Annotated in this window: 23 protein-coding genes and 1 pseudogene; 19 read left to right on the plus strand and 5 right to left on the minus strand. The window is 53.9% G+C overall.

Annotation, left to right across the window (positions count from 1 at the left end; all coding sequences use genetic code 11):
* Positions 1-32: 32 nt before the first annotated feature.
* Positions 33-722 carry a P-II family nitrogen regulator gene (locus tag OCV69_RS01620; RefSeq protein ID WP_158357098.1) on the plus strand — a complete coding sequence of 230 codons (690 nt, stop codon included), beginning with the start codon at positions 33-35 and terminating at the stop codon, positions 720-722.
* Positions 723-893: 171 nt separating this feature from the next.
* Here the strand turns inward: OCV69_RS01620 and rpmB are convergent, their stop codons facing one another.
* The gene (rpmB, locus tag OCV69_RS01625; protein ID WP_158357099.1) at positions 894-1,079 is read right to left on the minus strand and encodes a 50S ribosomal protein L28; all 186 of its coding nucleotides are present in this window, start codon (positions 1,077-1,079) and stop codon (positions 894-896) included.
* A gap of 257 nt (positions 1,080-1,336) precedes the next feature.
* Between rpmB and OCV69_RS01630 the strand changes: the two genes are divergently transcribed.
* From OCV69_RS01630 to OCV69_RS01670, 8 genes are all read left to right on the plus strand, one after another.
* Positions 1,337-1,693: an Asp23/Gls24 family envelope stress response protein gene (locus OCV69_RS01630; RefSeq protein ID WP_022272634.1), complete on the plus strand. Its 357-nt coding sequence runs from the start codon at positions 1,337-1,339 to the stop codon at positions 1,691-1,693.
* Positions 1,694-1,707: 14 nt separating this feature from the next.
* The gene (locus OCV69_RS01635; RefSeq protein ID WP_158357100.1) at positions 1,708-3,384 is read left to right on the plus strand and encodes a DAK2 domain-containing protein; all 1,677 of its coding nucleotides are present in this window, start codon (positions 1,708-1,710) and stop codon (positions 3,382-3,384) included.
* Positions 3,385-3,465: 81 nt separating this feature from the next.
* Complete coding sequence (gene recG, locus OCV69_RS01640) at positions 3,466-5,520, plus strand: ATP-dependent DNA helicase RecG (protein WP_158357101.1); 2,055 nt, start codon at positions 3,466-3,468, stop codon at positions 5,518-5,520.
* A gap of 33 nt (positions 5,521-5,553) precedes the next feature.
* Complete coding sequence (locus OCV69_RS01645; RefSeq protein ID WP_022272638.1) at positions 5,554-6,591, plus strand: M42 family metallopeptidase; 1,038 nt, start codon at positions 5,554-5,556, stop codon at positions 6,589-6,591.
* A 19-nt stretch (positions 6,592-6,610) separates the two neighbouring features.
* Complete coding sequence (locus tag OCV69_RS16695) at positions 6,611-7,663, plus strand: GNAT family N-acetyltransferase (RefSeq protein WP_317258413.1); 1,053 nt, start codon at positions 6,611-6,613, stop codon at positions 7,661-7,663.
* A gap of 12 nt (positions 7,664-7,675) precedes the next feature.
* Positions 7,676-9,895, plus strand: coding sequence for a DNA topoisomerase III (locus tag OCV69_RS01660; protein WP_158357102.1), 2,220 nt, complete (start codon positions 7,676-7,678; stop codon positions 9,893-9,895).
* A gap of 108 nt (positions 9,896-10,003) precedes the next feature.
* Complete coding sequence (locus tag OCV69_RS01665) at positions 10,004-10,165, plus strand: hypothetical protein (protein ID WP_262426655.1); 162 nt, start codon at positions 10,004-10,006, stop codon at positions 10,163-10,165.
* 240 nt (positions 10,166-10,405) lie between these two features.
* Positions 10,406-11,371 (plus strand): DUF4340 domain-containing protein, encoded by a 966-nt coding sequence (locus tag OCV69_RS01670; RefSeq protein WP_158357103.1) that lies wholly within the window; start codon positions 10,406-10,408, stop codon positions 11,369-11,371.
* A 138-nt stretch (positions 11,372-11,509) separates the two neighbouring features.
* Here OCV69_RS01670 and OCV69_RS01675 read toward each other — a convergent pair whose 3' ends face one another.
* The gene (locus tag OCV69_RS01675) at positions 11,510-12,094 is read right to left on the minus strand and encodes a chromate transporter (protein WP_262426681.1); all 585 of its coding nucleotides are present in this window, start codon (positions 12,092-12,094) and stop codon (positions 11,510-11,512) included.
* Positions 12,094-12,636, minus strand: a complete 543-nt coding sequence (locus OCV69_RS01680; protein ID WP_158357105.1) for a chromate transporter — start codon at positions 12,634-12,636, stop codon at positions 12,094-12,096. The genes OCV69_RS01675 and OCV69_RS01680 overlap by 1 nt, the downstream gene beginning before the upstream one ends.
* Before the next feature lie 309 nt (positions 12,637-12,945).
* On the opposite strand from OCV69_RS01680, the gene OCV69_RS01685 reads away from it, so the two are divergent.
* From OCV69_RS01685 to OCV69_RS17165, 9 genes and pseudogenes are all read left to right on the plus strand, one after another.
* A complete protein-coding gene (locus tag OCV69_RS01685; RefSeq protein WP_158357106.1) occupies positions 12,946-14,865 on the plus strand; it encodes a DNA gyrase/topoisomerase IV subunit B in 1,920 nt (639 codons plus the stop codon).
* A gap of 88 nt (positions 14,866-14,953) precedes the next feature.
* The gene (locus OCV69_RS01690; RefSeq protein ID WP_158357107.1) at positions 14,954-17,188 is read left to right on the plus strand and encodes a DNA gyrase/topoisomerase IV subunit A; all 2,235 of its coding nucleotides are present in this window, start codon (positions 14,954-14,956) and stop codon (positions 17,186-17,188) included.
* A gap of 22 nt (positions 17,189-17,210) precedes the next feature.
* Entirely contained in the window at positions 17,211-17,930 is a 720-nt protein-coding gene (deoD, locus tag OCV69_RS01695) for a purine-nucleoside phosphorylase (RefSeq protein WP_022272647.1), read from the plus strand.
* A gap of 67 nt (positions 17,931-17,997) precedes the next feature.
* On the plus strand, positions 17,998-19,083 hold the full coding sequence (gene asd, locus OCV69_RS01700) for an aspartate-semialdehyde dehydrogenase (RefSeq protein ID WP_158357132.1): 1,086 nt from the start codon (positions 17,998-18,000) through the stop codon (positions 19,081-19,083).
* A gap of 15 nt (positions 19,084-19,098) precedes the next feature.
* Positions 19,099-20,145: an aldose epimerase family protein gene (locus tag OCV69_RS01705; protein ID WP_158357108.1), complete on the plus strand. Its 1,047-nt coding sequence runs from the start codon at positions 19,099-19,101 to the stop codon at positions 20,143-20,145.
* Between the two features lie 4 nt (positions 20,146-20,149).
* Positions 20,150-21,058 carry a DMT family transporter gene (locus tag OCV69_RS01710; protein WP_158357109.1) on the plus strand — a complete coding sequence of 303 codons (909 nt, stop codon included), beginning with the start codon at positions 20,150-20,152 and terminating at the stop codon, positions 21,056-21,058.
* Positions 21,051-23,114, plus strand: a complete 2,064-nt coding sequence (locus OCV69_RS01715) for a DNA topoisomerase (RefSeq protein ID WP_158357110.1) — start codon at positions 21,051-21,053, stop codon at positions 23,112-23,114. Before OCV69_RS01710 ends, OCV69_RS01715 begins: the two co-directional genes overlap by 8 nt.
* A 45-nt stretch (positions 23,115-23,159) precedes the next feature.
* The gene (locus OCV69_RS01720) at positions 23,160-23,834 is read left to right on the plus strand and encodes an LbetaH domain-containing protein (protein WP_158357111.1); all 675 of its coding nucleotides are present in this window, start codon (positions 23,160-23,162) and stop codon (positions 23,832-23,834) included.
* A 239-nt stretch (positions 23,835-24,073) separates the two neighbouring features.
* Positions 24,074-24,157, plus strand: a pseudogene (locus OCV69_RS17165) (recombinase family protein); the annotation flags it as partial.
* A 7-nt stretch (positions 24,158-24,164) separates the two neighbouring features.
* Here the strand turns inward: OCV69_RS17165 and OCV69_RS01725 are convergent.
* Both OCV69_RS01725 and OCV69_RS01730 read right to left on the minus strand, forming a co-directional pair.
* Positions 24,165-24,455, minus strand: a complete 291-nt coding sequence (locus tag OCV69_RS01725) for a type II toxin-antitoxin system YafQ family toxin (protein ID WP_158357112.1) — start codon at positions 24,453-24,455, stop codon at positions 24,165-24,167.
* Entirely contained in the window at positions 24,452-24,730 is a 279-nt protein-coding gene (locus tag OCV69_RS01730) for a type II toxin-antitoxin system RelB/DinJ family antitoxin (protein ID WP_158357113.1), read from the minus strand. Before OCV69_RS01730 ends, OCV69_RS01725 begins: the two co-directional genes overlap by 4 nt.
* Before the next feature lie 110 nt (positions 24,731-24,840).
* Here OCV69_RS01730 and OCV69_RS01735 point away from each other — a divergent pair, with 110 nt between their 5' ends.
* Positions 24,841-25,050: a hypothetical protein gene (locus OCV69_RS01735; RefSeq protein ID WP_158357114.1), complete on the plus strand. Its 210-nt coding sequence runs from the start codon at positions 24,841-24,843 to the stop codon at positions 25,048-25,050.
* Positions 25,051-25,287 lie beyond the last annotated feature (237 nt).

Consider the following 25,287-nt stretch of genomic DNA (forward strand, 5'->3'; position numbering starts at 1 on the left):
AAAGTCTGGATTTTAAAGAATATGAGGTTTATATGAGCGGATTATATATGATGGCGACCATCAGTGACCGGAACCAGGCCCGGCGTTTCCTGGATTTTTACCGGGAGTATGGTCTTTCGGTGACTCTCCTTACATACGGCCGGGGAACGGCGGCTTCGGAGATCCTGGATGCCTTTGGCCTGGAGGCGGCGGAGAAGGCGGTGATCTTTTCTGTTGTCACAGGGGAAGGGTGGAAGCGGTTAAAGACCGGGCTGGAACGCCAGATCAAGATCGATATACCGGGAAGCGGGATCGCGTTCATCGTTCCCGTCAGCAGCATCGGAGGAAAGAAGCAGTTTGAGTTTCTCACGGACGGCCGTGGGTTCGTAAAGGGGGAGGAGAGCACGTTGAAGGATACAAAGTATGAGCTTTTGGTGGTGATCGCCAACCAGGGCTACACGGAGCTTGTAATGGATGCTGCCAGAACGGCCCATGCGCCGGGCGGGACCGTGATCCACGCCAAGGGGACCGGGGCGGAAAAGGTTGAGAAGTTTTTCGGAGTCTCCCTGGCAAAGGAAAAAGAGGTGATCTTTATGGTGACCAGGAAGGAAGGAAAAAATGCCATCATGACGAGCATCATGGAAAAAGCCGGGCTGGAGACCAAGGCCAGGGCCATCGTATTCTCCCTTCCTGTGACCGAGACGGCGGGCATGCGTCTGATCGAGGAGGATCAGGAACCGTAAAGAGGCATGCGGATAAGGAACAGGAGCGGTCAGCTGTGGAGACACGGCGGGCCGCTTTTTACATTCCTGTTTCTGGCATGGGGGGGAAGCTTTCTGAACAAAACAAAAAAGGCATATGGACCGGATTCCGGTTCACATGCCTTGGTTTTGTCGTTATCTGGTTCGGAGGTATTAAGCTCTCTCTACGAGACCGGATCTTAAGCAAGAAGTACATACATACATCTTCTGAGCTCCGCCATTAACTTTCACCTTTACAGACTTAACGTTAGCTTTCCAAATTTTATTGGATCTTCTATGGGAATGGCTTACTCCATTACCAAAGTGAGCAGCTTTTTCACAAATAGCGCATTTTGCCATGATTGCACCTCCTTAACACTTCTTGGGATTTATACAAAAATCCATAACACATGTATGATAGCAGAAAGTGTAGAAATTTGCAAGAGAAAAATAAAAAAATACTTCATTTTTATGAAAAAATTTTTCTTAGAGATGGACAGTGGTAGTATGTTATGGTATACTAGCCGCATAACGACGGGACTGCGCATACGGATTTACGTTTTTTTACAGGGGATCCAGGCGCCGGCGTTTATTTTAATGGAAATGGAGGCAGGACTATGAAGGGATGTATTAATAATAAAATGGGCCGGATCCTGATCGATACGGACGTGATCGCGCTTTATGCCGGAACGACTGCTGTGGAATGCTTCGGAATCGTGGGAATGGCTGCGGTCAGCATGAAAGACGGTCTTGTGAAGCTTTTAAAGCGGGAAAGCCTGACCCATGGCATCAACGTCACAGTCAACGACAATGCAATCAGTATTGATTTCCATGTGATCGTATCCTATGGCGTCAGCATCTCCACGGTTGCTGACAACCTGATCGAAAATGTCAAATATAAAGTAGAAGAATTTACCGGGATGCCGGTGGAAAAGATCAATATTTACGTTGAAGGCGTGAGAGTGATAGATTAAGGAGGAAGTAATCCATGGGAATTAAATCCGCAGACGCTTCTCTGTTCCAGACAGCAGTTCTTTCTGCTGCCAAGAACCTGGAAGCGAAAAAGGAATGGATTAATGAGTTAAATGTATTTCCTGTCCCGGACGGGGATACGGGCACCAATATGACAATGACCATCATGGCCGCTGCCAGGGAAGTGGCTGCCATCGCAGAGCCTTCTATGGGCTCCATCGCCAAGGCGTTATCTTCCGGCTCCCTGCGCGGGGCCCGCGGTAACTCCGGCGTGATCTTATCCCAGCTTTTCAGAGGCTTTACAAAGGAGATCGCCGGCGAGGATACGATCACAGTGACCGTCCTTGCCAACGCCTTCACAAGAGCTGCGGAGACGGCCTATAAGGCGGTCATGAAGCCCAAAGAGGGTACGATCCTGACCGTTGCCAGGGGCATGGCGGAAAAGGCTGTGGAGCTGGCGGCAGAGACCGACGATATCGTGGAATTCCTTGAGAAGGTCATCGAGCACGGCGATTACGTCTTAAGCCAGACGCCGGAAATGCTTCCTGTGTTAAAGCAGGCAGGCGTGGTGGACTCCGGCGGCCAGGGCCTTATGCAGGTGATGAAGGGCGGCCTGGACGGCCTTTTAGGAAGGGGGATCCCCTTTGACGCCCAGGTGGAGACCGGCGGCTACACCGGTTCTGCGGCAGCCGGACGGGAAGAGATCGATACTGCGGATATTAAATTCGGCTACTGTACGGAGTTTATCATTAATGTAGAAAAAGAATATGGGGAAAAAGAGGAGAACAGCTTCAAGGGCTATCTGGAATCCCTGGGGGACTGTGTGGTAGTAGTCTCCGACGAGGATGTGGTCAAGGTCCATGTCCACACCAATAACCCGGGCCTTGCCATTGAAAGGGCTCTGACCTACGGCTCCCTTTCCCGGATGAAGATCGACAATATGCGGGAGGAGCACCACGAGCGGCTGATCCAGAACGCAGAAAAGGCGGCTGCGGCTGAACGGGAAGAACAGAAGAAGAAAGAGGAGCCCAGAAAGCCCTACGGCTTTATTGCGGTCTCCATCGGCGAGGGCCTAGGAGAGATCTTCAAGGGCATCGGCGCCGACTATCTGATCGAAGGCGGCCAGACCATGAATCCCAGCACCGAGGATATGTTAAACGCCATTGATAAGGTCAATGCCGACGTGATCTATATCCTTCCCAACAACAAGAATATCATCCTGGCGGCAGAGCAGGCAAAGAGCCTGGTGGAGGATAAGAAGATCCTGGTGGTCCCCTCAAAAACCGTACCCCAGGGGATCGCAGCCCTGATCAACTTTATGCCGGACGCCTCTCCGGAGGAAAATATGGAGAGCATGACGGAAGAGATGGGACGGATCCGCACCGGACAGATCACCTATGCGGTCCGGAATACCACCATTGACGGCATGGAGATCCGGGAGGGCAACATCATGGGCATCGGGGATTCCGGTATGCTGGCTGTGGGAGAATCCGTGGCAGAGACCACCGTGGAGACCATCCGGCGCATGGCGGACCAGGATGCGGAGCTGATCAGCATCTACTACGGCGCAGACGTGACGGAGGACGAGGCGGAAACGCTGGCAGAGCAGGTGCGGGCACAGTTCCCGGACTGTGAAGTGGAGTTAAACGACGGCGGACAGCCCATCTACTACTATCTGCTGTCTGTGGAATAAAAAGGAACAGAACCAATGGATATGCGCCGCGGAGGCCCGGGATACGGGCCGGTACGCGGCGTTTTTTAAAGGGTTGGGAATATGAATACAGATAATATGCAGCCGGTGGATACCTTAAAGGGCATCGGAGAAAAAACGGCAAAGCTGTTTGAAAAGGTGGGCGTAAGGACTGTGGACGATCTGCTCCATTACTATCCCAGGGGCTACGATACCTTTGAGGAGCCAAAGCCCATGGGAGCCCTTGAGGACGGAGCGGTCATGGCTGTGGACGGCTGCTTAAAAAACGGCGCTTCGGGCCATCATTTCGGCTCTGCATCCATGGTGACGGCATCCATCAGCGACATGACCGGAAAGCTGCGGCTGGTGTGGTACCACATGCCCTATCTGAAAAACACCTTAAAGCCTGGAAACCGCTATATCTTCCGGGGAAAGGTGAGCCGGAAAAAAAACGGCCTGGTGATGGAGCAGCCCCAGATGTACCGGCCAGAGGTCTATGAAACACTTCTAAAGCGGATGCAGCCGGTCTACGGCCAGACCAGGGGACTGGGCAATAAGACCATCACCTCGGCCATGGAGCAGGCCTTAAGCCTCCGGGTCATGGAAAAGGACTATCTTCCGGCAGGGCTCAGGGTTTCCAATGAGCTGGCGGAATATAATTTTGCCATCGAGCACATCCATTTCCCCGAGGATCAGGCAGACCTTATGGCTGCCAGAAAGCGGCTGGTATACGATGAATTTTTCTTATTCTTACTGGCAGTCCGCCGCCTTAAGGAGAGCCGGGAGGACTTAAAGAGCAGCTTTATATTTGAAAAGGATACAGAAAGCCGCCGCCTGGAGGCTGCCCTTCCTTACGCGCTCACAGAGGCCCAGAAGCGGACTCTTTCGCAGGTTTACGCGGATCTTAAAAGCGGAAAGGTCATGAACCGGCTGATCCAGGGAGACGTGGGCTCCGGAAAGACCATCATCGCCGTCCTGGCGCTGGTCTCTGCCGCAGAAAACGGCTTCCAGGGGGCCCTTATGGCTCCCACAGAGGTGCTGGCCAAGCAGCATTATGAGACTGTGGAGGCTATGTTCCGGAAATATGACGTTCCCTTTTGCGCCGTGCTGGTGACCGGCTCCATGACGGCAAAGGAAAAGCGGCTGGCCTATGAAAAGATCGCCTCCCACGAGGCGGACATCATCATCGGAACCCATGCCCTGATCCAGGAAAAGGTGGTCTATGACCGGTTGGCCCTGGTGATCACTGACGAACAGCACCGGTTCGGCGTGGCCCAGAGGGAGCTTCTTGGAAGCAAGGGCAGCTTCCCCCATATGATGGTCATGAGCGCCACGCCCATTCCCAGGACCCTGGCCATCATCCTGTACGGGGATCTGGACATTTCGGTCATCGACCAGGTTCCGGCCAACCGGCTTCCCATTAAAAACTGTGTGGTGGATACCAGCTACCGGGGCCGGGCGTATAAGTTCATCGCCGGAGAGGTGGAAAAGGGCCGTCAGGCCTATGTGATCTGTCCCATGGTGGAGGAAAGCGAGATGATCCAGGCAGAAAATGTCCTGGATTATACAAAGGTTCTGCGGGAAAATCTTCCCGGGATCCGGGTGGAGTACCTCCACGGCCGGATGAAGGGAAAGGAAAAAAACGGGATCATGGAGGCCTTCGCCCGGGGAGAGATCCAGGTCCTGGTGTCCACAACGGTGGTGGAGGTGGGGGTCAACGTTCCCAACGCCACGGTCATGATGATCGAAAACGCCGAGCGGTTCGGCCTGGCCCAGCTTCACCAGCTGAGGGGCCGTGTGGGCCGGGGCGGGGACCAGTCCTACTGCATCATGGTCAACGCCTCCGGGGACAAGGGAAAAAACCAGAGGCTGGAGGTCTTAAATAAATCCAACGACGGCTTTTTCATCGCATCTGAGGATCTGAGGCTCAGGGGGCCGGGAGATATTTTCGGGATCCGCCAGAGCGGGGACCTGGAATTTAAGCTGGCAGATATTTATACGGACGCTGTGACCTTACAGAAGGTCTCCGAGGATGTGGAACAGCTCCTTAAGACTGATCCGGAGCTTTCCGCCCCAGAGCATGCGGAGCTGAAAAAGCGGCTGGACCTTCATTGCATAAACAGCGATCTTATGCTATGATGGGACATAGAAAATAAAAAAGGAGAAGGTACTATGGACAATAAAAAATACGTGGATTACATCCTGGAACAGGCAGAAAACCTCATCAATATCGACAGCCCCTCGGGCTATGGAGAGGGCGTGACCCAGTATCTGTTAGACGAATTCGGAAAAATGGGCTATCACGCATACCGCACCGGAAAGGGCAGCGTCATCGCAGACCTGGGCGGGGAGGATGAGAATGACGCCATCTTACTGGAGGGGCACTGCGATACCCTGGGAGCCATGGTCCATGAGATCAAGGCAGACGGCCATTTAAAGCTTACCAACATCGGCGGGATGCAGGCCAACAACGCTGAGGCGGAGAACGTCCGCGTGATCACAAAATTCAACGGCATTTATGAGGGAACCTGCCAGCTTGCCAACCCGTCGGTCCATGTGAACGGAAGCTATGGGACCACACCCAGGACCTGGGATGTGATGGAGGTGATCCTGGACGAGGATGTAAAGACGAAGGCCGACGCCGAGGCCCTGGGGATCATGGCCGGCGACTATGTCTGCTTCGAGCCCCGGTTCCGTGTGACGGAAAAGGGCTACATCAAGAGCCGTTTCCTGGATGATAAGCTGTCCTCCGCCATCCTCATGGGCTATGCCAGATATCTGAAGGACGAGAAGGTGGCCACAAAGCGCCGGATCTACCTGCACTTTACCATCTATGAAGAGGTGGGCCACGGCGGCTGTGCTCCGGTGCCCCAGGGCGTGACCGAGGCATGGTCTGTGGACATGGGCTGTGTAGGCCAGGGACTTTCCTGCACAGAGCATCAGGTATCCATCTGCGCCAAGGACAGCGGCGGACCGTATAACTATGACGTGGTAAAGACCCAGATCCGTCTGGCAAAGGAAAATGGCATTGATTTTGCCGTGGATATTTATCCCCACTACGGCTCCGATGTGGAGGCTACCTTAAAGGCCGGAAACGATATCCGCCACGGACTCATCGGACCGGGCGTGTTCGCCTCCCACGGCTATGAGAGAAGCCATGTGGACGGGGTGGAGAATACCTTCCGTCTTATTAAAGCATATCTGGGATAAATAAAAGGAGTGTTTTGGGATGATCCAGTATCGGAGACTTGAAAAGCATGAGCTGACGCCGGAGCTGTTCCAGGACTTCATAAGACATCAGACGGTACAGGACTGTTACCGTAAAAGAGAGGGCCGGTGGGTGATCGAACCGGCCCCTTTTATTGATGACTGGAGCCGGGAGGAATACGATTTTCTGGTGCAGTGCCTAAAGGATACCATAGATGGAAACGGGGCCGTATACGGGGCGTTCCAGGCAGAGGCCCTGGGACTTCCGGGGATCCTCAAAGGGTTTGTGTCCGTGGAAGGCGGACACATGGGAAGCCAGGGCCAGTACAGGGATATGACCAGCCTCCATGTATCTGAGGATCTCAGGGGACATGGGGCCGGACGGCAGCTTTTTTTACTGGCAAAGGACTGGGCCCGGGACCATGGGGCGGAAAAGCTCTATATCTCCTCCCATTCGGCGGTGGAGACCCAGAGGTTTTATGAATCCATGGGCTGTGTAGACGCAGAGGAGGTCATGGAAGAGCATGTAAGGCAGGAGCCTTACGACCGGCAGCTGGAATGTCCGGCGGATGGGCCGGGAAAAACAGACCGTCTCCTGCTGGCCATGATCCGGTACGACGCCGGAGATGCCAGACGGATCCAGCATCTCACCAAGGTGTATGAATACGCTGGGCTCATGGGCCGGATGGAACGGCTTAAGAAGGAGGATCAGGAGATCCTGGAGGCCGCGGCCATCGTCCACGACATCGGGATCCATAGATCGGAAGAAAAATATGGCCGCAACACAGGAAAATACCAGGAGATCGAAGGTCCCCCGGAGGCAGAAAAGCTGCTGGCCTCTCAGGGATGGCCGGAAACCGTCATACAAAGAGTATCCTATCTGGTGGGCCATCACCACACGTATACGGACATCGACGGAATGGATTACCAGCTCCTGGTGGAGGCTGACTTTTTAGTGAACCTTTTTGAAGAGGGAGCCCTCCCGGAGACACGGGAGGACGTGTTCCGGAGGATCTTCCGGACGGAAAGCGGAAAATATCTGTTCCGGCAGATCTTTTCCCAGAAGACAGAGTAAGGGAGCCGCAGAATGAAAGAACTTGTGATCGCAGAAAAGCCGTCCGTGGCCAGGGATATCGCCAGGGTCTTAAAATGCCAGAAGCAGCTAAACGGGGCCATGGAGGGCGAAAAATATATCGTCACCTGGGGCCTGGGCCATCTGGTGACCCTGGCAGACCCGGAGGACTACGACAAAAAATATAAGGAATGGAAGCTGGAGGATCTTCCCATGATGCCTGAGACCTTCAGACTGGAGGTGATCCGGCAGACGGCAAAGCAGTATAATGCCGTAAAGGAGCAGATCCACAGGAAGGATGTGGGCGGGATCATCATCGCCACCGACGCAGGCCGGGAGGGGGAGCTGGTGGCCAGGCTGATCCTTAAGAAGGCCGGGGCCAGAAAGCCTTTAAAACGTCTCTGGATCTCCTCGGTCACCGATAAGGCCATCCGGGAGGGCTTTGCCCATCTGAAGGACGGAAGGGAGTATGAGCCCCTTTATGATGCCGCCATGTGCCGGGCGGAAGCCGACTGGCTGGTGGGGATCAACGCCACCCGGGCGCTGACATGCAAATACAATGCCCAGCTTTCCTGCGGCCGCGTCCAGACGCCGACGCTGGCCATGATCGCCAGCCGGGAGGAGGAGATCCGCCGCTTTGTGCCAAAGCCCTATTACGGGATCCGCGGCCGGGCAGGCAGCCTCACCCTGGCCTGGAAGGACAAAAAGAGCGGCAGCGGAAGCTCCTTCCAGAAGGAGAGGATCGAGAATATCCTTAAGGAGCTCTCCGGGAAGCAGGCTGTGGTGGAGCGGGTGAAGAAAACGCCGAAAAAGACCATGGCGCCCCTGCTTTACGACCTGACGGAGCTCCAGCGGGAGGCCAGCCGCCGGTTCGATTACTCTGCCAAGGAGACCTTAAACATCATGCAGAGGCTTTATGAAAACCATAAGGTCTTAACGTACCCCAGGACAGACTCCAGGTATCTGAGCTCGGACATCGTCCCCACCTTAAAGGAACGGTTAAAGGCATGCTCCGTGGGCCCGTACCGGGTCCTGGCGGGACGGCTCATAAACCAGCCGCTGCCTGCAAAGCCCTCCTTTGTGGACGATAAGAAGGTATCGGACCATCACGCCATCATCCCCACAGAGCAGTTTGTGGATCTGACCCATATGACCATCGACGAGCGGCGGATCTATGACCTGGTGGTACGCCGCTTCCTGGCAGTCCTGTACCCGCCCTGTGAATATGAGCAGACGGAGATCACCGTAAGAGCCGGTGAGGAGCTGTTCACGGCCCACGGAAACGTCATAAAGACAGCCGGATGGAAGGCTGTTTATGAAAATCTGGATGGAGGCATAGAGGCGGATTCAGAGGATGCCGGAGGAGATGGAAGCTCTGCAGCAGGCCAGATCCTTCCGGACCTTAAGGAGGGAGACGTGCTCCAGGGAATTTCCTTTGCCATGACCGAAGGAAAAACCAAGCCCCCGGCTCACTTCAACGAGGCCACCCTGCTTTCTGCCATGGAAAATCCGGTGGCGTATATGGAGTCCCAGGATAAGGCCATGGCAAGGACTCTGGGGGAGACCGGAGGCCTGGGTACTGTGGCGACCCGGGCGGATATCATCGAAAAGCTGTTTTCCAGCTTCCTTCTGGAGAAGAAGGGGAAGGACATCCTTCTGACCTCCAAGGCCCGGCAGCTTCTGGAGCTGGTGCCGGAGGACTTAAAAAAGCCGGAGCTGACGGCAGACTGGGAAATGAAGCTCTCCCGGATCGCCAGGGGAGAGCTTTCCAGGACCGCGTTCATGTCTGAGATCCGCAGCTATTCGGAGGAGCTGACCGGAGAGATCCGCCGGGGAGAGGGGAAATTCCGCCATGACAACATGACAAGTAAAAAATGCCCCAGGTGCGGAAAAAACCTGCTGCTGGTGAAAGGAAAGAACAGCGAGATGCTGGTCTGCCAGGACCGGGAGTGCGGATACCGGGAAACGGTCTCCAGGACCTCCAACGCCAGATGCCCCGTGTGCCATAAACGGATGGAACTGCGGGGAAAGGGCGACGGACAGATCTTCGTCTGCTCCTGCGGTCATAAGGAGAAGCTTTCCGCCTTCCAGGAACGGAGGAAGAAGGAGGGGGCAGGCGTGTCCAAAAGAGATGTGGCCCGGTACATGAATCAGCAGAGGAAGGAAGCGGAGGAGCCGGTGAACAACGCCTTTGCCAAAGCCCTGGCTGGCCTTAAGCTGGATCCGAAGCAATAGAATCGTAAGAAATTATTTCGAAAATATCTATATTATCAGACAGCGGATTGTAGTATACTTTAAGCAGAAAGAAATCCACAGTTGAGATAGATGGAGAGGAGGGCTTTCATGCGAGGAGTAAAATACCAGATCCTTGGACTGGGGATCATTCTTCTGGGAATGACAGTGCCGTCGGTTTCCCACATATCGTATATATGCGGAGCCCTGGGATTCGGGCTGGCGGTAATTGGATGCTTTTGTATGAGAGATATGGAGTCTGACGCCGAGTAGGCGTCGGGCTCTTTTTGAGGGGAGACGTGCAATATAGGGCAGGAATTGTCCGAATTTACGCCTGTGGAGATGGCAGGTCACGAGGTCGATGAAACAGGAGGCCCATTGGCTTTAGACAATGGGGGTTCACATATTTCCCCCGGAGGGGTACAATGTCTGGAGGATTCACAGAGATGACACAAAGCTGTGATATACTGGTCAGGCATGATCGAATTTTAAATATGGAAGGATGAAAAAAATATGAGACAGAAAAAGATCGTATCGGGAGCCGTGGTGATGGCTCTGGGACTGATGTTGGCAGGCTGTTCCGGAGGAAAGGCTTCTTTTTCGGAGGCTCCCCAGACGGAATTTAAGGAACTGCGGGACGAGTCTTTCGTAGCGGATATGACCGGAGCGGAGATCCCGGTCCTGGCTCTGGAAAAGCCCATTGACTTCTGTTACAGCAGCCCGGAGGCGGAAATGCTGTTTAAGATGGAGGACGGTGTCTGGCAGGACGCCACAGATAAGGAGATCCCCATTGACCAGGAGCGGTTCCAGGCCATGGCGGATGTATTTTTAAATCTTCGTGCCGTATCAGAGGTGGAGAACGCAGGGGATCTGGACCAGTACGGTCTGGATGACGCGGATCACTCCGTTTATATCACAGACGGAGAAAAGGGAGAAAAATATCTTTTCATTGGCGATGCAGATCCGGACGGAAACTATTATATGACCATTGAGGGAAGTGAAAATATATACACCATAAAGCCAGAGGCTCTGGATGCCCTGGTCTTTGATTATGACAGCCTGGTGGTCCGGGACAGCCTGGATCTTACGGCTTCGGCCGGAGATCTTATAAAGGCCGTGACTGTTGTAGATGGAAAGACCGTTTCCTATAAGACGGCGGATACAGAGGCCATGACCCGGATCGCAGCTGGAATGACAGCCTTAAAGCCCCAGGAGTTCGCCTCCTTCCATGCAACCGGACCGGAGCTGACCTCCGCGGGTCTTACAGAGGATCAGAGGATGACGCTGGATGTGGAATTTTCCAACGGCGGGAACACAGAGTCCCTGACGGTCTATGTGGGGAATTTCGTGGATGTTATGGGTGAAAAACGGTATCTCCAGATGGAAGGCTCCAGTATGATCGCCATTGTGGACGCCGCTGTCATCGGAGATCTTCTGAACCTGACTGAGGAGCAGAACTCCATACAGAATACGAAATAAAAAGCGAAAGAAAAAAGAGCCGCAGGCTCTGGCGGAGAAGATATCTCCGGGCCAGGCCTGCGGCTTTTATGAGTACCTGCCTGCGGCTTTTATGAGTACCTGCCTGCGGCAGAACGGCTTTAGGAGCCGGAAGCAGGCTTACACGCCGCCAAACTGGAAGATAATACCAATGACAGCGGATGCGGCGATGAAAACCACCGGATGAAGTCCCTTGGTCTTTTTGCAGACAGCGGTAAAATAGTAAAGCACTGCCAGAAGGACCAGGTTGGGAATGCTCACCAGATCCAGGATATTTCCAGACGCCGCATAAGCGTCTTTATGGAACATGATCAGCGCGAATACGGAAAATCCGGCGGCGGCAATGAGGCCGGTGGATGCCGGGCGCAGACCGTAAAAGGCGTGCTGGACGTATTTATTATCCTTGAAGGCCTTTAAAAAGCCTGCGATAATCAGGATAATGATGATGGACGGAGTGATGAGTCCCAAAGTGGCGATCACAGAACCAGGAATACCAGCTGTGGTAAAGCCCACATAGGTGGCCATATTGACGCCGATGGGGCCAGGGGTGGACTCGGAGATGGCCACCATGTCGGCAAGCTGTCCGTATGTAAACCAGCCGGTCTTGTCGGAAATATCGTAGAGGAAGGGAAGCGTCGCCATTCCTCCGCCGATGGCAAAAAGCCCGGCTTTGAAAAATTCAAAGAAAAGCTGTAAATAGATCATCATTTTGCCTGTACCTCCTTATTCTTTAAAAGGATGCCAGCCACAGCGGCCAGGATCACGAAAAGGATCGGAGACAGGTTTAAGAATGCAGAGCCGGCAAAAACGGCAAGAAAGACTGCCAGGGTCGGCTTGTCGATGACCGATTTTTTCCAGAGCTTTACCACCGCATTGAAGATCAGGACACAGACGCAGACACGGATGCCGGCGAAGGCGTTCTGGACGATAGCCAGATCAGAAAAGTTCTGGATGAAGGCGGCAATGACCGTAATGATGATCAGGGACGGGAATACCACGCCCAGGGTGGCGATGATGCCTCCGGCGATACCGGCGGTCCTCTGGCCCACGAAGGTGGCCGTATTCACGGCGATGATACCCGGAGTACACTGTCCGATGGCGTAGTAGTCCATCAGCTCCTCCTCCGAAGCCCAGCCGCGCTTTTCCACGACTTCTCTCTGGAGCATCGGGAGCATGGCGTAGCCTCCGCCAAAGGTCAGGCCGCCGATGCGGGCAAAGGTAAGGAAGAGGTCAAGAAGTTTGTTCATAGTAACTCTCCTTTTTTGTTAAAAATAAGACCAAGTATTAATATAACAGAAAAAGGGAAAAAATCAATATACAAATCCTTATCCATTCCATAAAGAAAACCATCCATGCAGACGCCCGGCGCTTCTTGTCCGCTGCGGGCAGGCAAAAAGATGCGCGGCTGGGCGGATACAATAAATCGAACATGGATTCGCTAAAAGCCTTGCAAAATCTCTCCGGGTGAGTGTATAATGGGTGGGACTATGTTTTATGGATCACAGGAAACGGCGCGGGATATGACGGCCGTGCCATAAGAATTTTGGAGGTATTTCATGGCGAAAGTACAGTATAATGCTGACAGTATCACAGTTTTAGAGGGCCTGGAAGCCGTCAGGAAGCGGCCAGGCATGTATATTGGAAGCGTTGGCACAAAAGGCTTAAACCATTTAATATATGAGATCGTAGACAACGCAGTGGACGAACACCTGGCGGGATACTGTACGGAGGTCCTGGTGGCTCTGGAGGCCGACGGCTCCTGTACCGTAAGGGACAACGGCCGCGGAATCCCGGTGGGCTTACATAAAAAAGGCGTTTCCGCCGAGCGTGTGGTGCTTTCCACGCTCCATGCGGGAGGTAAATTTGATAATGATTCCTATAAGACCAGCGGCGGTCTCCACGGGGTGGGCTCATCGGTGGTGAACGCGCTGTCGGAGCGGCTGTCCATTAAGGTATACAGGGACGGATATATCCATTTTGACGCATACGAAAAGGGGATCCCCACAGTGGAGTTAAAGGACGGACTTCTGCCTGTCCTGGGCCGCACAAAGGAAACGGGAACGGAGATCAACTTTCTCCCGGATCCCGTGATCTTTGAAAAAACGCGCTTCAAGGCCGACTGGCTCAAAAGCCGTCTCCATGAATCTGCCTATTTAAATCCCCGTCTGACGATCCGCTACGAAAACCGCCGCCCAGGCGAGGAGGAAAGCCTGGTATTTTCTGAGCCCGACGGCATCGTGGCCTATGTAAGGGAGCTGAACGGCGGGAAAGAAGCGGTCCATGAGCCAGTATATTTTAAGGGAACCGTTGAAAATATCGAGGTGGAGGCGGCCTTCCAGTTCGTGGACGCCTTTGAAGAGAACGTTCTGGGCTTCTGCAACAACATCTTCACCCAGGAAGGCGGCACCCACCTGGTGGGCTTTAAGACCCGGTTTACGAACCTGATCAATACATACGCAAGGGAGCTGGGGATCCTTAAGGAAAAGGACACAAACTTCACCGGGGCCGATACCAGGAATGGAATGACGGCAGTGGTGGCAGTGAAGCACCCGGATCCCATCTTCGAGGGCCAGACAAAGACGAAGCTGGCCAGCGCAGACGCTACAAAGGCCGTATTTTCCATCTGCGGCGAGGAACTGCAGCTTTTCTTCGACCGGAATCTGGAGGTTCTGAAATCCATCATTGCCTGCGCGGAAAAATCGGCAAAGATCCGGAAGGCAGAGGAAAAGGCCAGGACCAATATGCTGTCAAAATCCAGGTTTTCCTTTGACAGCAACGGAAAGCTGGCCAACTGCGAGAGCCGGGATCCGTCCAGATGCGAGATCTTCATCGTCGAGGGAGATTCTGCCGGAGGATCGGCAAAAATGGGCCGGAACCGCCAGTACCAGGCGATCCTGCCCATCCGGGGAAAGATCTTAAACGTGGAAAAGGCCTCTATGGATAAAGTTCTTGCCAATGCGGAGATCAAGACCATGATCAACGCTTTTGGCTGCGGTTTTTCCGAGGGCTACGGCAACGATTTTGACATCACCAAATTAAAATATGATAAGATCGTCCTGATGACCGATGCGGACGTGGACGGAAGCCATATCGACACGCTTCTGCTCACCTTCCTGTACCGGTTCATGCCGGAGCTGATCTACGACGGCCACGTTTATATCGCCATGCCGCCTCTTTATAAAGTGGTCCCCAAACGGGGAGAGGAGCGGTACCTCTATGACGACAAGGCCCTGGAGGAATATAAAAGGACCCATTCCGGGGATTTTACCCTCCAGCGGTACAAGGGCCTCGGTGAAATGGATGCGGACCAGCTCTGGGAAACGACTTTAAACCCGGAAAACCGGGTGCTTAAACGGGTAGAGATCGAGGATGCCCGGATGGCCAGCGAGGTGACAGAGCTTTTAATGGGAAGCGACGTTCCTCCCAGGAAAAAATTCATCTACGACCACGCCGATGAGGCGGAGATCGACGCCTAAAGGGCAGGGCAGAACGGCATGAGGGACCGGAAGGAACAGGTGGTCCCATGCGGAGAAATGGAAAACAGGAAAGAAGGAGAGCCTGACAATGGCTGAAAAAATATTAAGGACTGAATATTCCGAGGAGATGCAGAAAAGCTACCTGGATTATTCCATGAGCGTCATCACTGCCAGAGCCATCCCCGATGCCAGGGACGGCTTAAAACCGGTGCAGCGGCGCGTGCTTTACGACATGAGCGAGCTCCATCTGGATCACGATAAGCCCCACCGGAAATCGGCGCGTATCGTGGGAGACACCATGGGTAAATACCACCCCCACGGCGACAGCTCCATCTATGAGACCCTGGTGGTCATGTCCCAGGATTTTAAAAAGGGAATGGCCCTGGTGGACGGCCATGGAAATTTTGGCTCCATCGAGGGAGACGGGGCCGCCGCCATGCGTTATACGGAAGCCCGGCTGAAAAAATTTGCAGAGGAAGTTTATTTAAAGGATCTGGACAAAACCGTGGACTTCGTCTCCAACTATGACGAGACGGAAAAGGAGCCGGAGGTGCTGCCGGTACGGGTCCCCAACCTTCTGATCAACGGAGCCGAGGGCATCGCCGTGGGCATGAGCACCAGCATCCCGCCCCACAACCTGGGAGAAGTGGCCGATGCGGTGAAGGCCTACATTGACAACCGGCTGATGACGGTGGAGGATCTGATGGAGTATCTTCCCGGACCAGACTTCCCCACCGGCGGCATCATCGCCAACAAAAAGGATCTCCTGTCCATTTACGAGACAGGCACGGGAAAGATCCGCCTCCGCGGAAAGGTGGAGGTGGAGCTGGGCCGCAGGAAGGCGGACCGGGATAAGCTGGTGATCACCGAGATTCCTTATACCATGATCGGCGCAGGGATCAATAAGTTCCTGTCGGATGTGGCGGAGCTGGTGGAGAGCCGGAAGCTGCCGGATGTGGTGGATATCTCCAACCAGTCCAGCAAGGAAGGGATCCGCATCGTCCTGGAGCTTAAAAAAGACGCGGATGTCAATAAGATACGGAATATCTTATATAAGAAGACGAAGCTGGAGGATACTTACGGCGTCAACATGCTGGCCATCGATGACGGCCGGCCGGAGACCATGAACCTAAAGCAGATCCTGAACACGTTCCTGGAATTCCAGTATAAGAACATGACGAAAAAATATAACGTTCTTCTGGAGAAGGAGCTGGATAAAAAGGAGGTCCAGGAGGGCCTCATCGGGGCCTGCGACGTGATCGATGTGATCATCGCCATCCTCCGGGGTTCCAGGAACTTAAAGGATGCCAAAGAATGCCTGATGACAGGGAATACCGCCAATATTAAATTCCGCTCCCCGGGCTTTGAGGAGGACGCGAAAAAGCTCTGCTTCACAGAGCGCCAGGCGTCCGCGATCCTGGAAATGCGGCTATATAAGCTCATCGGCCTGGAGATCCTGGCTTTACAGAAGGCGTATAAGGAAACCTTAAAAAGGATCCGGGAATACCGCCATATCCTGTCCAGCCAGAAAAACATGGATGCGGTCATCAAAGAGGATCTGGACCGGATCCGGGAGGAGTTCTCTGTGGAGCGGAGGACCGCGATCGAGGACGGGGAAGAGATCGTATTCCAGGAGGAAAAGGAGGCGGCCCGGGAAATGATCTTTGCCATGGACCGGTTCGGCTACTGCAAGCTTCTGGAAAAGACCGTTTATGAGAGGAATCCGGAGACCGTCCAGGCGGAGCATGTGGAAACGGTTCCTGTTATGACCGACGACAGGATCTGCTTCTTTACAGACACCGGATCCATGTATCAGGTGAAGGCCGCCGACGTACCGGCGGGAAAACTGAAGGATAAGGGAGTGCCCCTGGATAATATCAGCAGATTCGAGGGCGCGAAGGAGCGGATCCTTCTGACCATGCCCGCGTCAGAGCTTCCTGGAAAGAAGCTTCTGTTTGCCACAAGGGCAGCTATGCTGAAGATCGTTCCGGGCGGGGAGTTCCTCACGGCCAACCGCATGGTGGCCGCCACAAAGCTTTCTGAGGGCGACCAGGCGGCAGAGATCCGGATCCTTTCCGGGGAAACAGAGATCGTATTACAGACAAAGGAGGGCATGTTCCTCCGGTTCATGATAAACGAGATCCCGGAGCTTAAAAAGAACAGCCGCGGCGTCCGGGGCATGAAGCTGGAAGGCGGCGACAGCCTTGAACACGTTTATTTCCCGGAAAATGAGCCGCTGGCAGTCTATAAAGAAAAAGAAGTCCATTTAAACCGCCTTAAAATGGCGAAACGGGACGGCAAAGGAACAAAAACAAGGGTATAATCATCAAAGGAGGACCATTGATATGGCAAACAACATTCCAACCCCTCACATTTCAGCAAAAGAAGGCGAGATCGCACCATCCATCCTGCTTCCGGGAGATCCGCTGCGGGCAAAATACATTGCAGAAAACTTCCTGGCAGGAGCAAAGCAGTTCAATTCTACCAGAAACATGTTCGGGTACACCGGCTTTTACCGGGATAAGCCCATTTCCGTCATGGGAACCGGCATGGGCTGCGCGTCCATGGGCATCTATTCCCACGAGCTGATGAATTTCTATGGCGTAAAGAAGCTGGTGCGTGTGGGCACTGCCGGAGCCATGCAGAAGACCACCCATATCCGGGATCTGGTGCTGGCCATGGGCGCATGCACAGGCACCGGTTATGTAAAGGAGCTGGGGCTTCCAGACGGCTATTCCTGCATCGCTGACTTCGGACTTCTCATCAAGGCAGCCCTGGAGGCTGAACAGCGGGGCCTCTCCTACCATGTGGGCAACGTACTGACCTCTGACGTCTTCTATGCACCGGAAAAGGCAAAGAAAGAAGGCGTGGGCTATGAGGATGTGGGAGTCCTGGCTGCGGAAATGGAAACGGCGGCCCTTTACGCCAACGCCGCGCTGGCAGGAGCCCAGGCGCTTTCCATTCTGACCATTTCAGACTCCCTGATCACCGGAGAGTCCACCACGGCCGAGGAACGCCAGAATTCCTTTATGGATATGGTACAGGTGGCTCTGGAGATCCTGTAAGCATCTTAGATCTTTCACCTGTCCGTATCAGAGCAGGAGACAATAAAAACAACGAGGAGAAACAATGATGGAAAAGAAACTGAGAGTCGGCATCCTGGGAGCCACCGGAATGGTGGGCCAGAGATTTATTTCCCTTCTGGAGGACCATCCCTGGTTCCAGGTAGTGACGGTGGCAGCCAGCGCCCGTTCTGCTGGAAAAACGTATGAGGAGGCGGTGGGAGACCGCTGGAAAATGACATCACCCATGCCGGAGGCGGTGAAAAAGCTGGTGGTCATGAACGTGGCTGAGGTGGAGAAGGTGGCTTCCACCGTGGACTTCGTGTTCAGCGCCGTGGATATGACAAAGGACGAGATCCGGGCCATCGAGGAGGCATATGCCAAAACGGAAACTCCCGTGGTATCCAACAACAGCGCCCACCGCTGGACGCCGGATGTGCCCATGGTGATCCCGGAGATCAACCCGGAGCATTTTGCAGTGATCCCCTTCCAGAGAAAACGCCTGGGCACCACCCGGGGCTTTGTGGCTGTGAAGCCCAACTGCTCCATCCAGAGCTATACCCCGGCCCTGACTGCCTGGAAGGAATTTGAACCCTATGAGGTGGTGGCCACCACATACCAGGCCATCTCCGGCGCTGGAAAGACCTTTAAGGACTGGCCGGAAATGGCAGAGAACATCATCCCCTACATTGGCGGAGAGGAAGAAAAGAGCGAGCAGGAGCCCTTACGGATCTGGGGGACCCTGGAAGGCGGCGTGATCGTAAAGGCAAAGGAGCCGGTGATCACCTGCCAGTGTATCCGCGTTCCGGTCCTCAATGGCCATACGGCGGCTGTTTTCGTGAAATTCCGGAAAAAGCCGTCAAAAGAACAGCTGATCGAAAAGCTGGTGAGCTTTAAGGGACTTCCCCAGGAATTAAACCTTCCCAGCGCACCGGAGCAGTTCATCCAGTACATGGAGGAGGATGACCGTCCCCAGGTGACTCTGGATGTGGACTTCGGAAAGGGAATGGGCGTATCCATCGGACGCCTCAGGGAGGATACGGTCTATGACTGGAAATTCGTGGGCCTGTCCCATAACACCGTAAGAGGAGCTGCCGGCGGGGCTGTGCTCTGCGCAGAGCTTCTGACGGAGCAGGGCTACATCACACACAAGTAAGTCAGGGAGGTTATCATGGCAGTAAAAAAAGAGCATTTTGGACGTATGGCCGACGGAAGAGAGATCAGTCTTTACACCATAGACAATGGCACCGTATCCGCTTCCTTCACCGATCTGGGCGCTGTCTGGGTAAGCATGATGGTACCGGACAGGAACGGGGAGCTGGCAGATGTGCTGCTGGGCTACGACGACGCAGAGGGGTATCTGGTCAATGGCCCCCATTTCGGCTCCATCGTGGGCCGGATCGCCAACCGCACCGGCGGCGCTTCCTTTACTTTAAACGGAACTTCCTATGTCCTGGGAAAAAATAAGGGAGAGAACAACCTCCACAGCGGTCCCGATTATTATGACCGGAGACTGTGGGCCGCCCGGGAAGTGGGAGAGGATTCTGTGGTGTTCCTTCTGGACAGTCCCGACGGCGACCAGGGATTTCCCGGAGAGCTGAAGATCTCCGTAAAATACACCCTGACAAAGGAAAATGCCGTGGATATCCTTTATGCGGTCACCAGTGACAGGGATACTCCGGTGAACATGACAAACCACGCCTATTTTAATCTGGGCGGCCACGCATCCGGCTCTGTTCTGGATACCCGCATCCAGATCCTGGCGGATTCCTTTACGCCCACGGATGCGGATTCCATCCCCACCGGAGAGATCCTGGCAGTAGAGGGAACGCCCATGGACTTCCGGACACCGAAGACCATCGGAACAGACATTGACTCTGATTATATCCAGATCGTCCAGGGGAAGGGCTTTGACCATAACTGGTGCTTAAACCATGCTCCGGGCGTCTGCGGACTGGCAGCCAGCGCGTATCATGAGGCCAGCGGCCGGGCCATGGATGTTTATACAGACCTTCCCGGCGTCCAGTTTTATACCGGCAACTGGCTGGGCGGAGAAAAGGGAAAGGGCGGCGTTTCCTATGAGGACCGGAACGCATTCTGCTTTGAGACACAGATGTATCCCGATTCCGTCAATCATCCCCAGTTCCCGTCGCCTGTGGTCAAGGCCGGGACCGCCCATGTGACCCGGACCAGCTACCGGTTCTATATAGGAAAATAGAGCCATGGAAGGAACAACAAGTAAAAACGCAAAGCTCCTGGCAACAGCCGGCTTCCTGTTCATTACCATGATCTGGGGCGGCTCCTTTGTGGTCATGAAAAACTCTGTGGACCTGGTGCCGCCGTCCTATCTTCTGGCGCTGCGGTTTACCCTGGCCGCCGCCTTCATGGCCCTGGCCTTTCCGGGACGGATGAAAAAGCTGGACCGTGGATCTTTGACCTGCGGACTCATTATGGGGATCTTCCTGACTCTGGCCTATCTGTTCCAGACCTATGGGATCAAATATACCACAGCCAGCAAGAATGCTTTTATCACGGCCCTTTACGTGGTCCTGGTGCCTTTTTTATACTGGAAGATCAGCAAAAAGCGGCCGGGCCTCAACCAGATCGCAGCCGGCCTTGTGGCGGTCATCGGTCTGGCTCTGCTGACCTTAAAGCATGAGTCCGGGATCAACCTGGGAGACGCGCTGACCTTCCTCTGCGGCGTCTGCTTTGCCGTCCACATGATCTGTACGGAGGAATATACAAAGCGATGCGATCCCATCCTCCTGGCAACGGTCCAGGTGGCGGCTGTGGGCGTGTTCAACTGGCTTCTGGCTCCGCTTTTAGACGGCCCCGGAGCCTTTGATCCGTCCATTCTGCTCCATAAAAGTCTGATCCTGGGACTTCTTTATCTGTCCCTCATCTGTACCACTGTGGGATTCCTGATCCAGACCGTGGGACAGAAATATCTCAGCGCCAATACGGTCTCCCTTCTTTTATCCCTGGAAGCCGTATTCGGGACCCTGTTTTCTGTGAGCTTCCTGGGGGAGGTCCTGACAGGAAGGATGATCCTGGGCTGTGTGCTCATGTTCTCAGCCCTATTACTGTCCGAGCTGCGTTTTACGGTCCCTGGAAAGGAGGTCCATGGGTAAATCCTTATTTATAGCAGAAAAGCCCAGCGTTGCCCAGGAGTTTGCCCGGGCGCTTAAGATATCGGGGAAAAAGGGGGACGGGTTCATCGAATCGGAGACAGCCGTGGTCACCTGGTGCGTCGGGCATCTGGTGACCATGAGCTATCCGGAAAGCTATGATCCGTCCCTGAAGCGGTGGAGCATGGATACCCTTCCATTTCTTCCGAAGGAATTTAAATACCAGGTCATCGACGGTGTAAAAAAACAGTTTCTGACTGTGAAAAAGCTGCTGACCCGGCCCGATGTGGACACCATCTACGTCTGCACCGACTCTGGACGGGAGGGAGAATATATATACCGTCTGGTGGAGCAGATGGCCGGAGTCCGGGGGAAAAGGCGTCTCCGTGTGTGGATCGATTCCCAGACAGAGGAGGAGATCCTGCGGGGAGTCCGGGAAGCTAAGGACCTGTCCGAATACGATAATCTGGCGGCCTCCGCCTATCTGCGGGCCAAAGAGGATTATCTCATGGGCATTAATTTCTCCCGGGTGCTGACTCTGAAGTACGGAAATACCGTGGCCTCCTACTTAAAAGAGAAGCGGGCGGTGCTGTCTGTGGGCCGCGTCATGACCTGCGTCCTGGGCATGGTGGTCCGGAGGGAGCGGGAGATCCGCAGTTTTGTGAAAACGCCTTTTTACCGGGTCCTGGGCTCCTTTGACGTTCCAGGCCGGGAAGGCGTTTCCGTGGAGGCAGAATGGAAGGCCGTGAAGGGGTCCAGATACTGCGAAACCCCGGCCCTATATAAAGAAAACGGGTTCAAAGAGAAAAAGACGGCAGAGGAGCTGATCCGCTTCCTGTCAGCGCCCCCCATGGAGGGGACTTTAGTTTCCATGGAAAAAAAACGGGAAACGAAAAATGCCCCGCTTTTATACAACCTGGCGGAGCTTCAGAACGACTGCTCCAAAATGTTCAAGATCAGTCCTGACGAGGCCTTGAAGGTGGTCCAGGAGCTGTATGAAAAAAAGCTGGTGACGTATCCAAGGACCGACGCCCGGGTGCTTTCCTCGGCTGTGGCAAAGGAGATCCATAAAAACATCGGCGGACTTAGGAATTTTGCCCCGCTGGCGGACCTGGCCTCTGAGGCGCTGGAGCTGGGGAGCTTTAAGACCATAGGAAATACCAGGTACGTCAACGATAAGCAGATCACAGACCACTACGCCATCATTCCCACGGGCCAGGGCTTTGGAGCCCTGCGGACCCTGGGCTCCCTGCAGCTTAAGGTCTATGAGGTGATCTCCCGGAGATTTTTAAGCATCTTTTATCCGCCGGCTGTTTACCAGAAATTTTCCCTGGACCTGGAAAAGCAGGGAGAGCATTTCTTTGCCAATTACAGGGTATTGGCGGAGGAGGGCTATCTGAAGGCCGCCTATGTTCCCAAAAAGACGGCGGAAAAAAAGACCGGAGACCAGGAAACGGAATCCGGCGAAGAAAAAAAACAGGCCGGCAAAGGCAATGAGACCGAGATCGAACTGGATGGCGGTGAGAAGGCCAGGGCCCTTCTGGCCATGCTTTCGGGCCTTAAAAAGGGACAGCGTCTGTCTCTTACAGGGCTGGAGATCAGAGAGGGTGAAACGTCTCCTCCCAGGAGGTACACTTCCGGCTCCATGATCTTAGCCATGGAAAATGCCGGGCAGCTCATTGAGGACGAGGAGCTCCGTTCCCAGATCAAGGGCAGCGGCATCGGCACCAGCGCCACCCGTGCGGAGATCCTTAAGAAGCTCTGCACCATCAAGTACCTGTCCCTGGCAAAAAAGACCCAGGTGATCACGCCCACGCTTCTGGGCGAGATGGTCTTTGACGTATGCAGCGCATCCATCCGGCAGCTTTTAAACCCAGAGCTGACGGCCAGCTGGGAAAAGGGCCTCACCTATGTGGCAGAGGGTACCATCACCCCGGCGGAATATATGGAAAAGCTGGAGCGGTTCGTCACCTTAAGGACCAACGGTGTCCGCCAGACCGACAACCAGTATCTGCTGCGGCCGTATTTCGACGCCGCGGCCCAGTTTTATAAAAAGTAGGAAACGTTTTGTGCCGCCGTCTGCGGCGGAGGAATGGAGGCTGTGATGAAAAAAGAAGAAGCAAGGACCGTGTGCCTTTACGATCTGGACCATACACTGGCAAAGCCTTTACTGGAGCAGTGTGAGTACCCCTGGGAGGCCCTTCCCGGGATCAGGGATCTTATCCTGGAACTGGGGAACCGTCTGCCGGAAAGCGAATATGAAAAACGCGGTGAGACTGTCTGGGTCCATAAAACGGCCAGGGTTTTTGAAAGCGCCTATCTGGGAGAAAATATCATCATCGGGAAGGATGCGGAGGTGCGCCATTGTGCTTTCCTGCGGAGCAATGCCCTGGTGGGTGAGGGCGCTGTGGTGGGAAACTCCACAGAACTTAAAAACGTGATCCTGTTCGATAAGGTCCAGGTCCCCCATTACAATTATGTGGGCGACTCCATCCTGGGCTTTAAGGCCCACATGGGGGCCGGCTCCATTACCTCCAACGTAAAATCCGATAAGCTTCTGGTGAAGGTCCACGCAGAGGACGGGGATCTGGAAACGGGAATGAAAAAATTCGGGGCCATGGTGGGCGACCGGGTGGAAGTGGGCTGCGGCTCCATCCTGAATCCCGGCACCGTCATCGGAAGAGATTCCAATATCTATCCCTTATCCAGCGTCCGGGGCTGCGTGGATAAAAACTCCATCTATAAAAAGCAGGGGGAAGTGGCAGAAAAGCGCGATTAAGGCGGCAATGAAACCTTGCGGAGCTCCGGGCAGGAAGAGGCAGGGCTGGATGGCTGAAGATCAAATGAAAAATGAAAATACAGGGAACGGTGTGGCCAGGATGGTCATGCCGTTTTTTGTATGTGAAAAGATCCGGGTGGGAAGAGGGAGTTATATGCTCTAATTGACTTCTTAATTATGGTTTTTGTCATGGTTAGTGAAGCAATCACTTAGAGCATTTTGTTTCAGGAGGTGCAGCCATGAGAAATGAAAAAATCACCCCACTGTACGAGCGCCTGAGCCGGGATGATGAGTTACAGGGCGAGAGCAACTCCATATCCAACCATAACTTTATTTGCCGAACAAGTCGCTGTGTGTGCCGGTGCGGGTCAGCGTCAGCACCAGAACATCATCCTCTATGCGATAGACAAGCAGCCAGTCCGGGAGAATATGACATTCCCGATGACCTGCCCAATCGCCGGACAGGTCATGGTCACGGTTCTTATCCGGCAGCGGTTCGCCCATTGCCAGCAATGCTACGACCTGCTCCAGCAGTTCGATCTTCAAGCCACGCTTTATGGCTCGTTTGTAGTCTTTTTTGAAACTGATCGTGTACTTGACGGTATATTTGGTTTCTTTCATCTTTTCAGGTCAGCAAACAACTCGTCAAGGTCATTGTAGCCCTTTACAGACGGGTCTTTTGCAATCCTTTCCGCTTCCAGCATGGCAGCAACTGTTTCTTTGTTCGGCTGTTCTAGCCTTATCTCAAAGGGAATGCCGCCTTCACGAAGCGACTGGCGCACAAAGATGTTAAACGCCGTAGTCAGGTTCATGCCAAGTTCAGTAAACAGTGCGTCCGCCTGCGCTTTCAAATCTGCGTCCATGCGGATACTGATGTTTGTGGTATTTCCAGCCATACGATCAACCCCTTTCTGCTGGCAATTATAGTATATGCTATTTGCACGAATAAAACAATACTTTGCACGAATATTTAATAATAAATTCATTCAAGGAGGTTACACGCTTTATGAAAGAAATCACTTTACCTGTCACGATCCACCCGAATATCCATCTGCTCCTTCCGCTGGTGCAGCCGGAACCGGCAGATACGGACAGCCGCCCGGAAACTCAGCACTGCCACGGCTGCGGTGGGGGGAATATGTCTGTGTCCAGTCTGTTTCCTACTCCCGTGGAATACCCAAAAATGGTAGAAGTATTCCAGGGAGTTATGATATAATGTCTGTATAAGAAGACATTATACCATTATGCATCTGTTTTCTGCGTTTAGCGCAAAATCCTGGCGGCCAGATGCCTGGGAAGGATACCATGTCCTTTAGCCATAGCATCATCGGCTTAAAGTAAGAGAGCGATAGACTAGGATCTGAAAGCCTGCTAATAAAAAGTCAAGTGTTTTTTGAAGAAAATTTCAAAAATCCGATTTGATATTTTAGGGTACAACTTTTAAGCCACCATG

This window comes from Alitiscatomonas aceti (genome assembly GCF_025567195.1).
Lineage (GTDB): Bacteria > Bacillota > Clostridia > Lachnospirales > Lachnospiraceae > Alitiscatomonas > Alitiscatomonas aceti.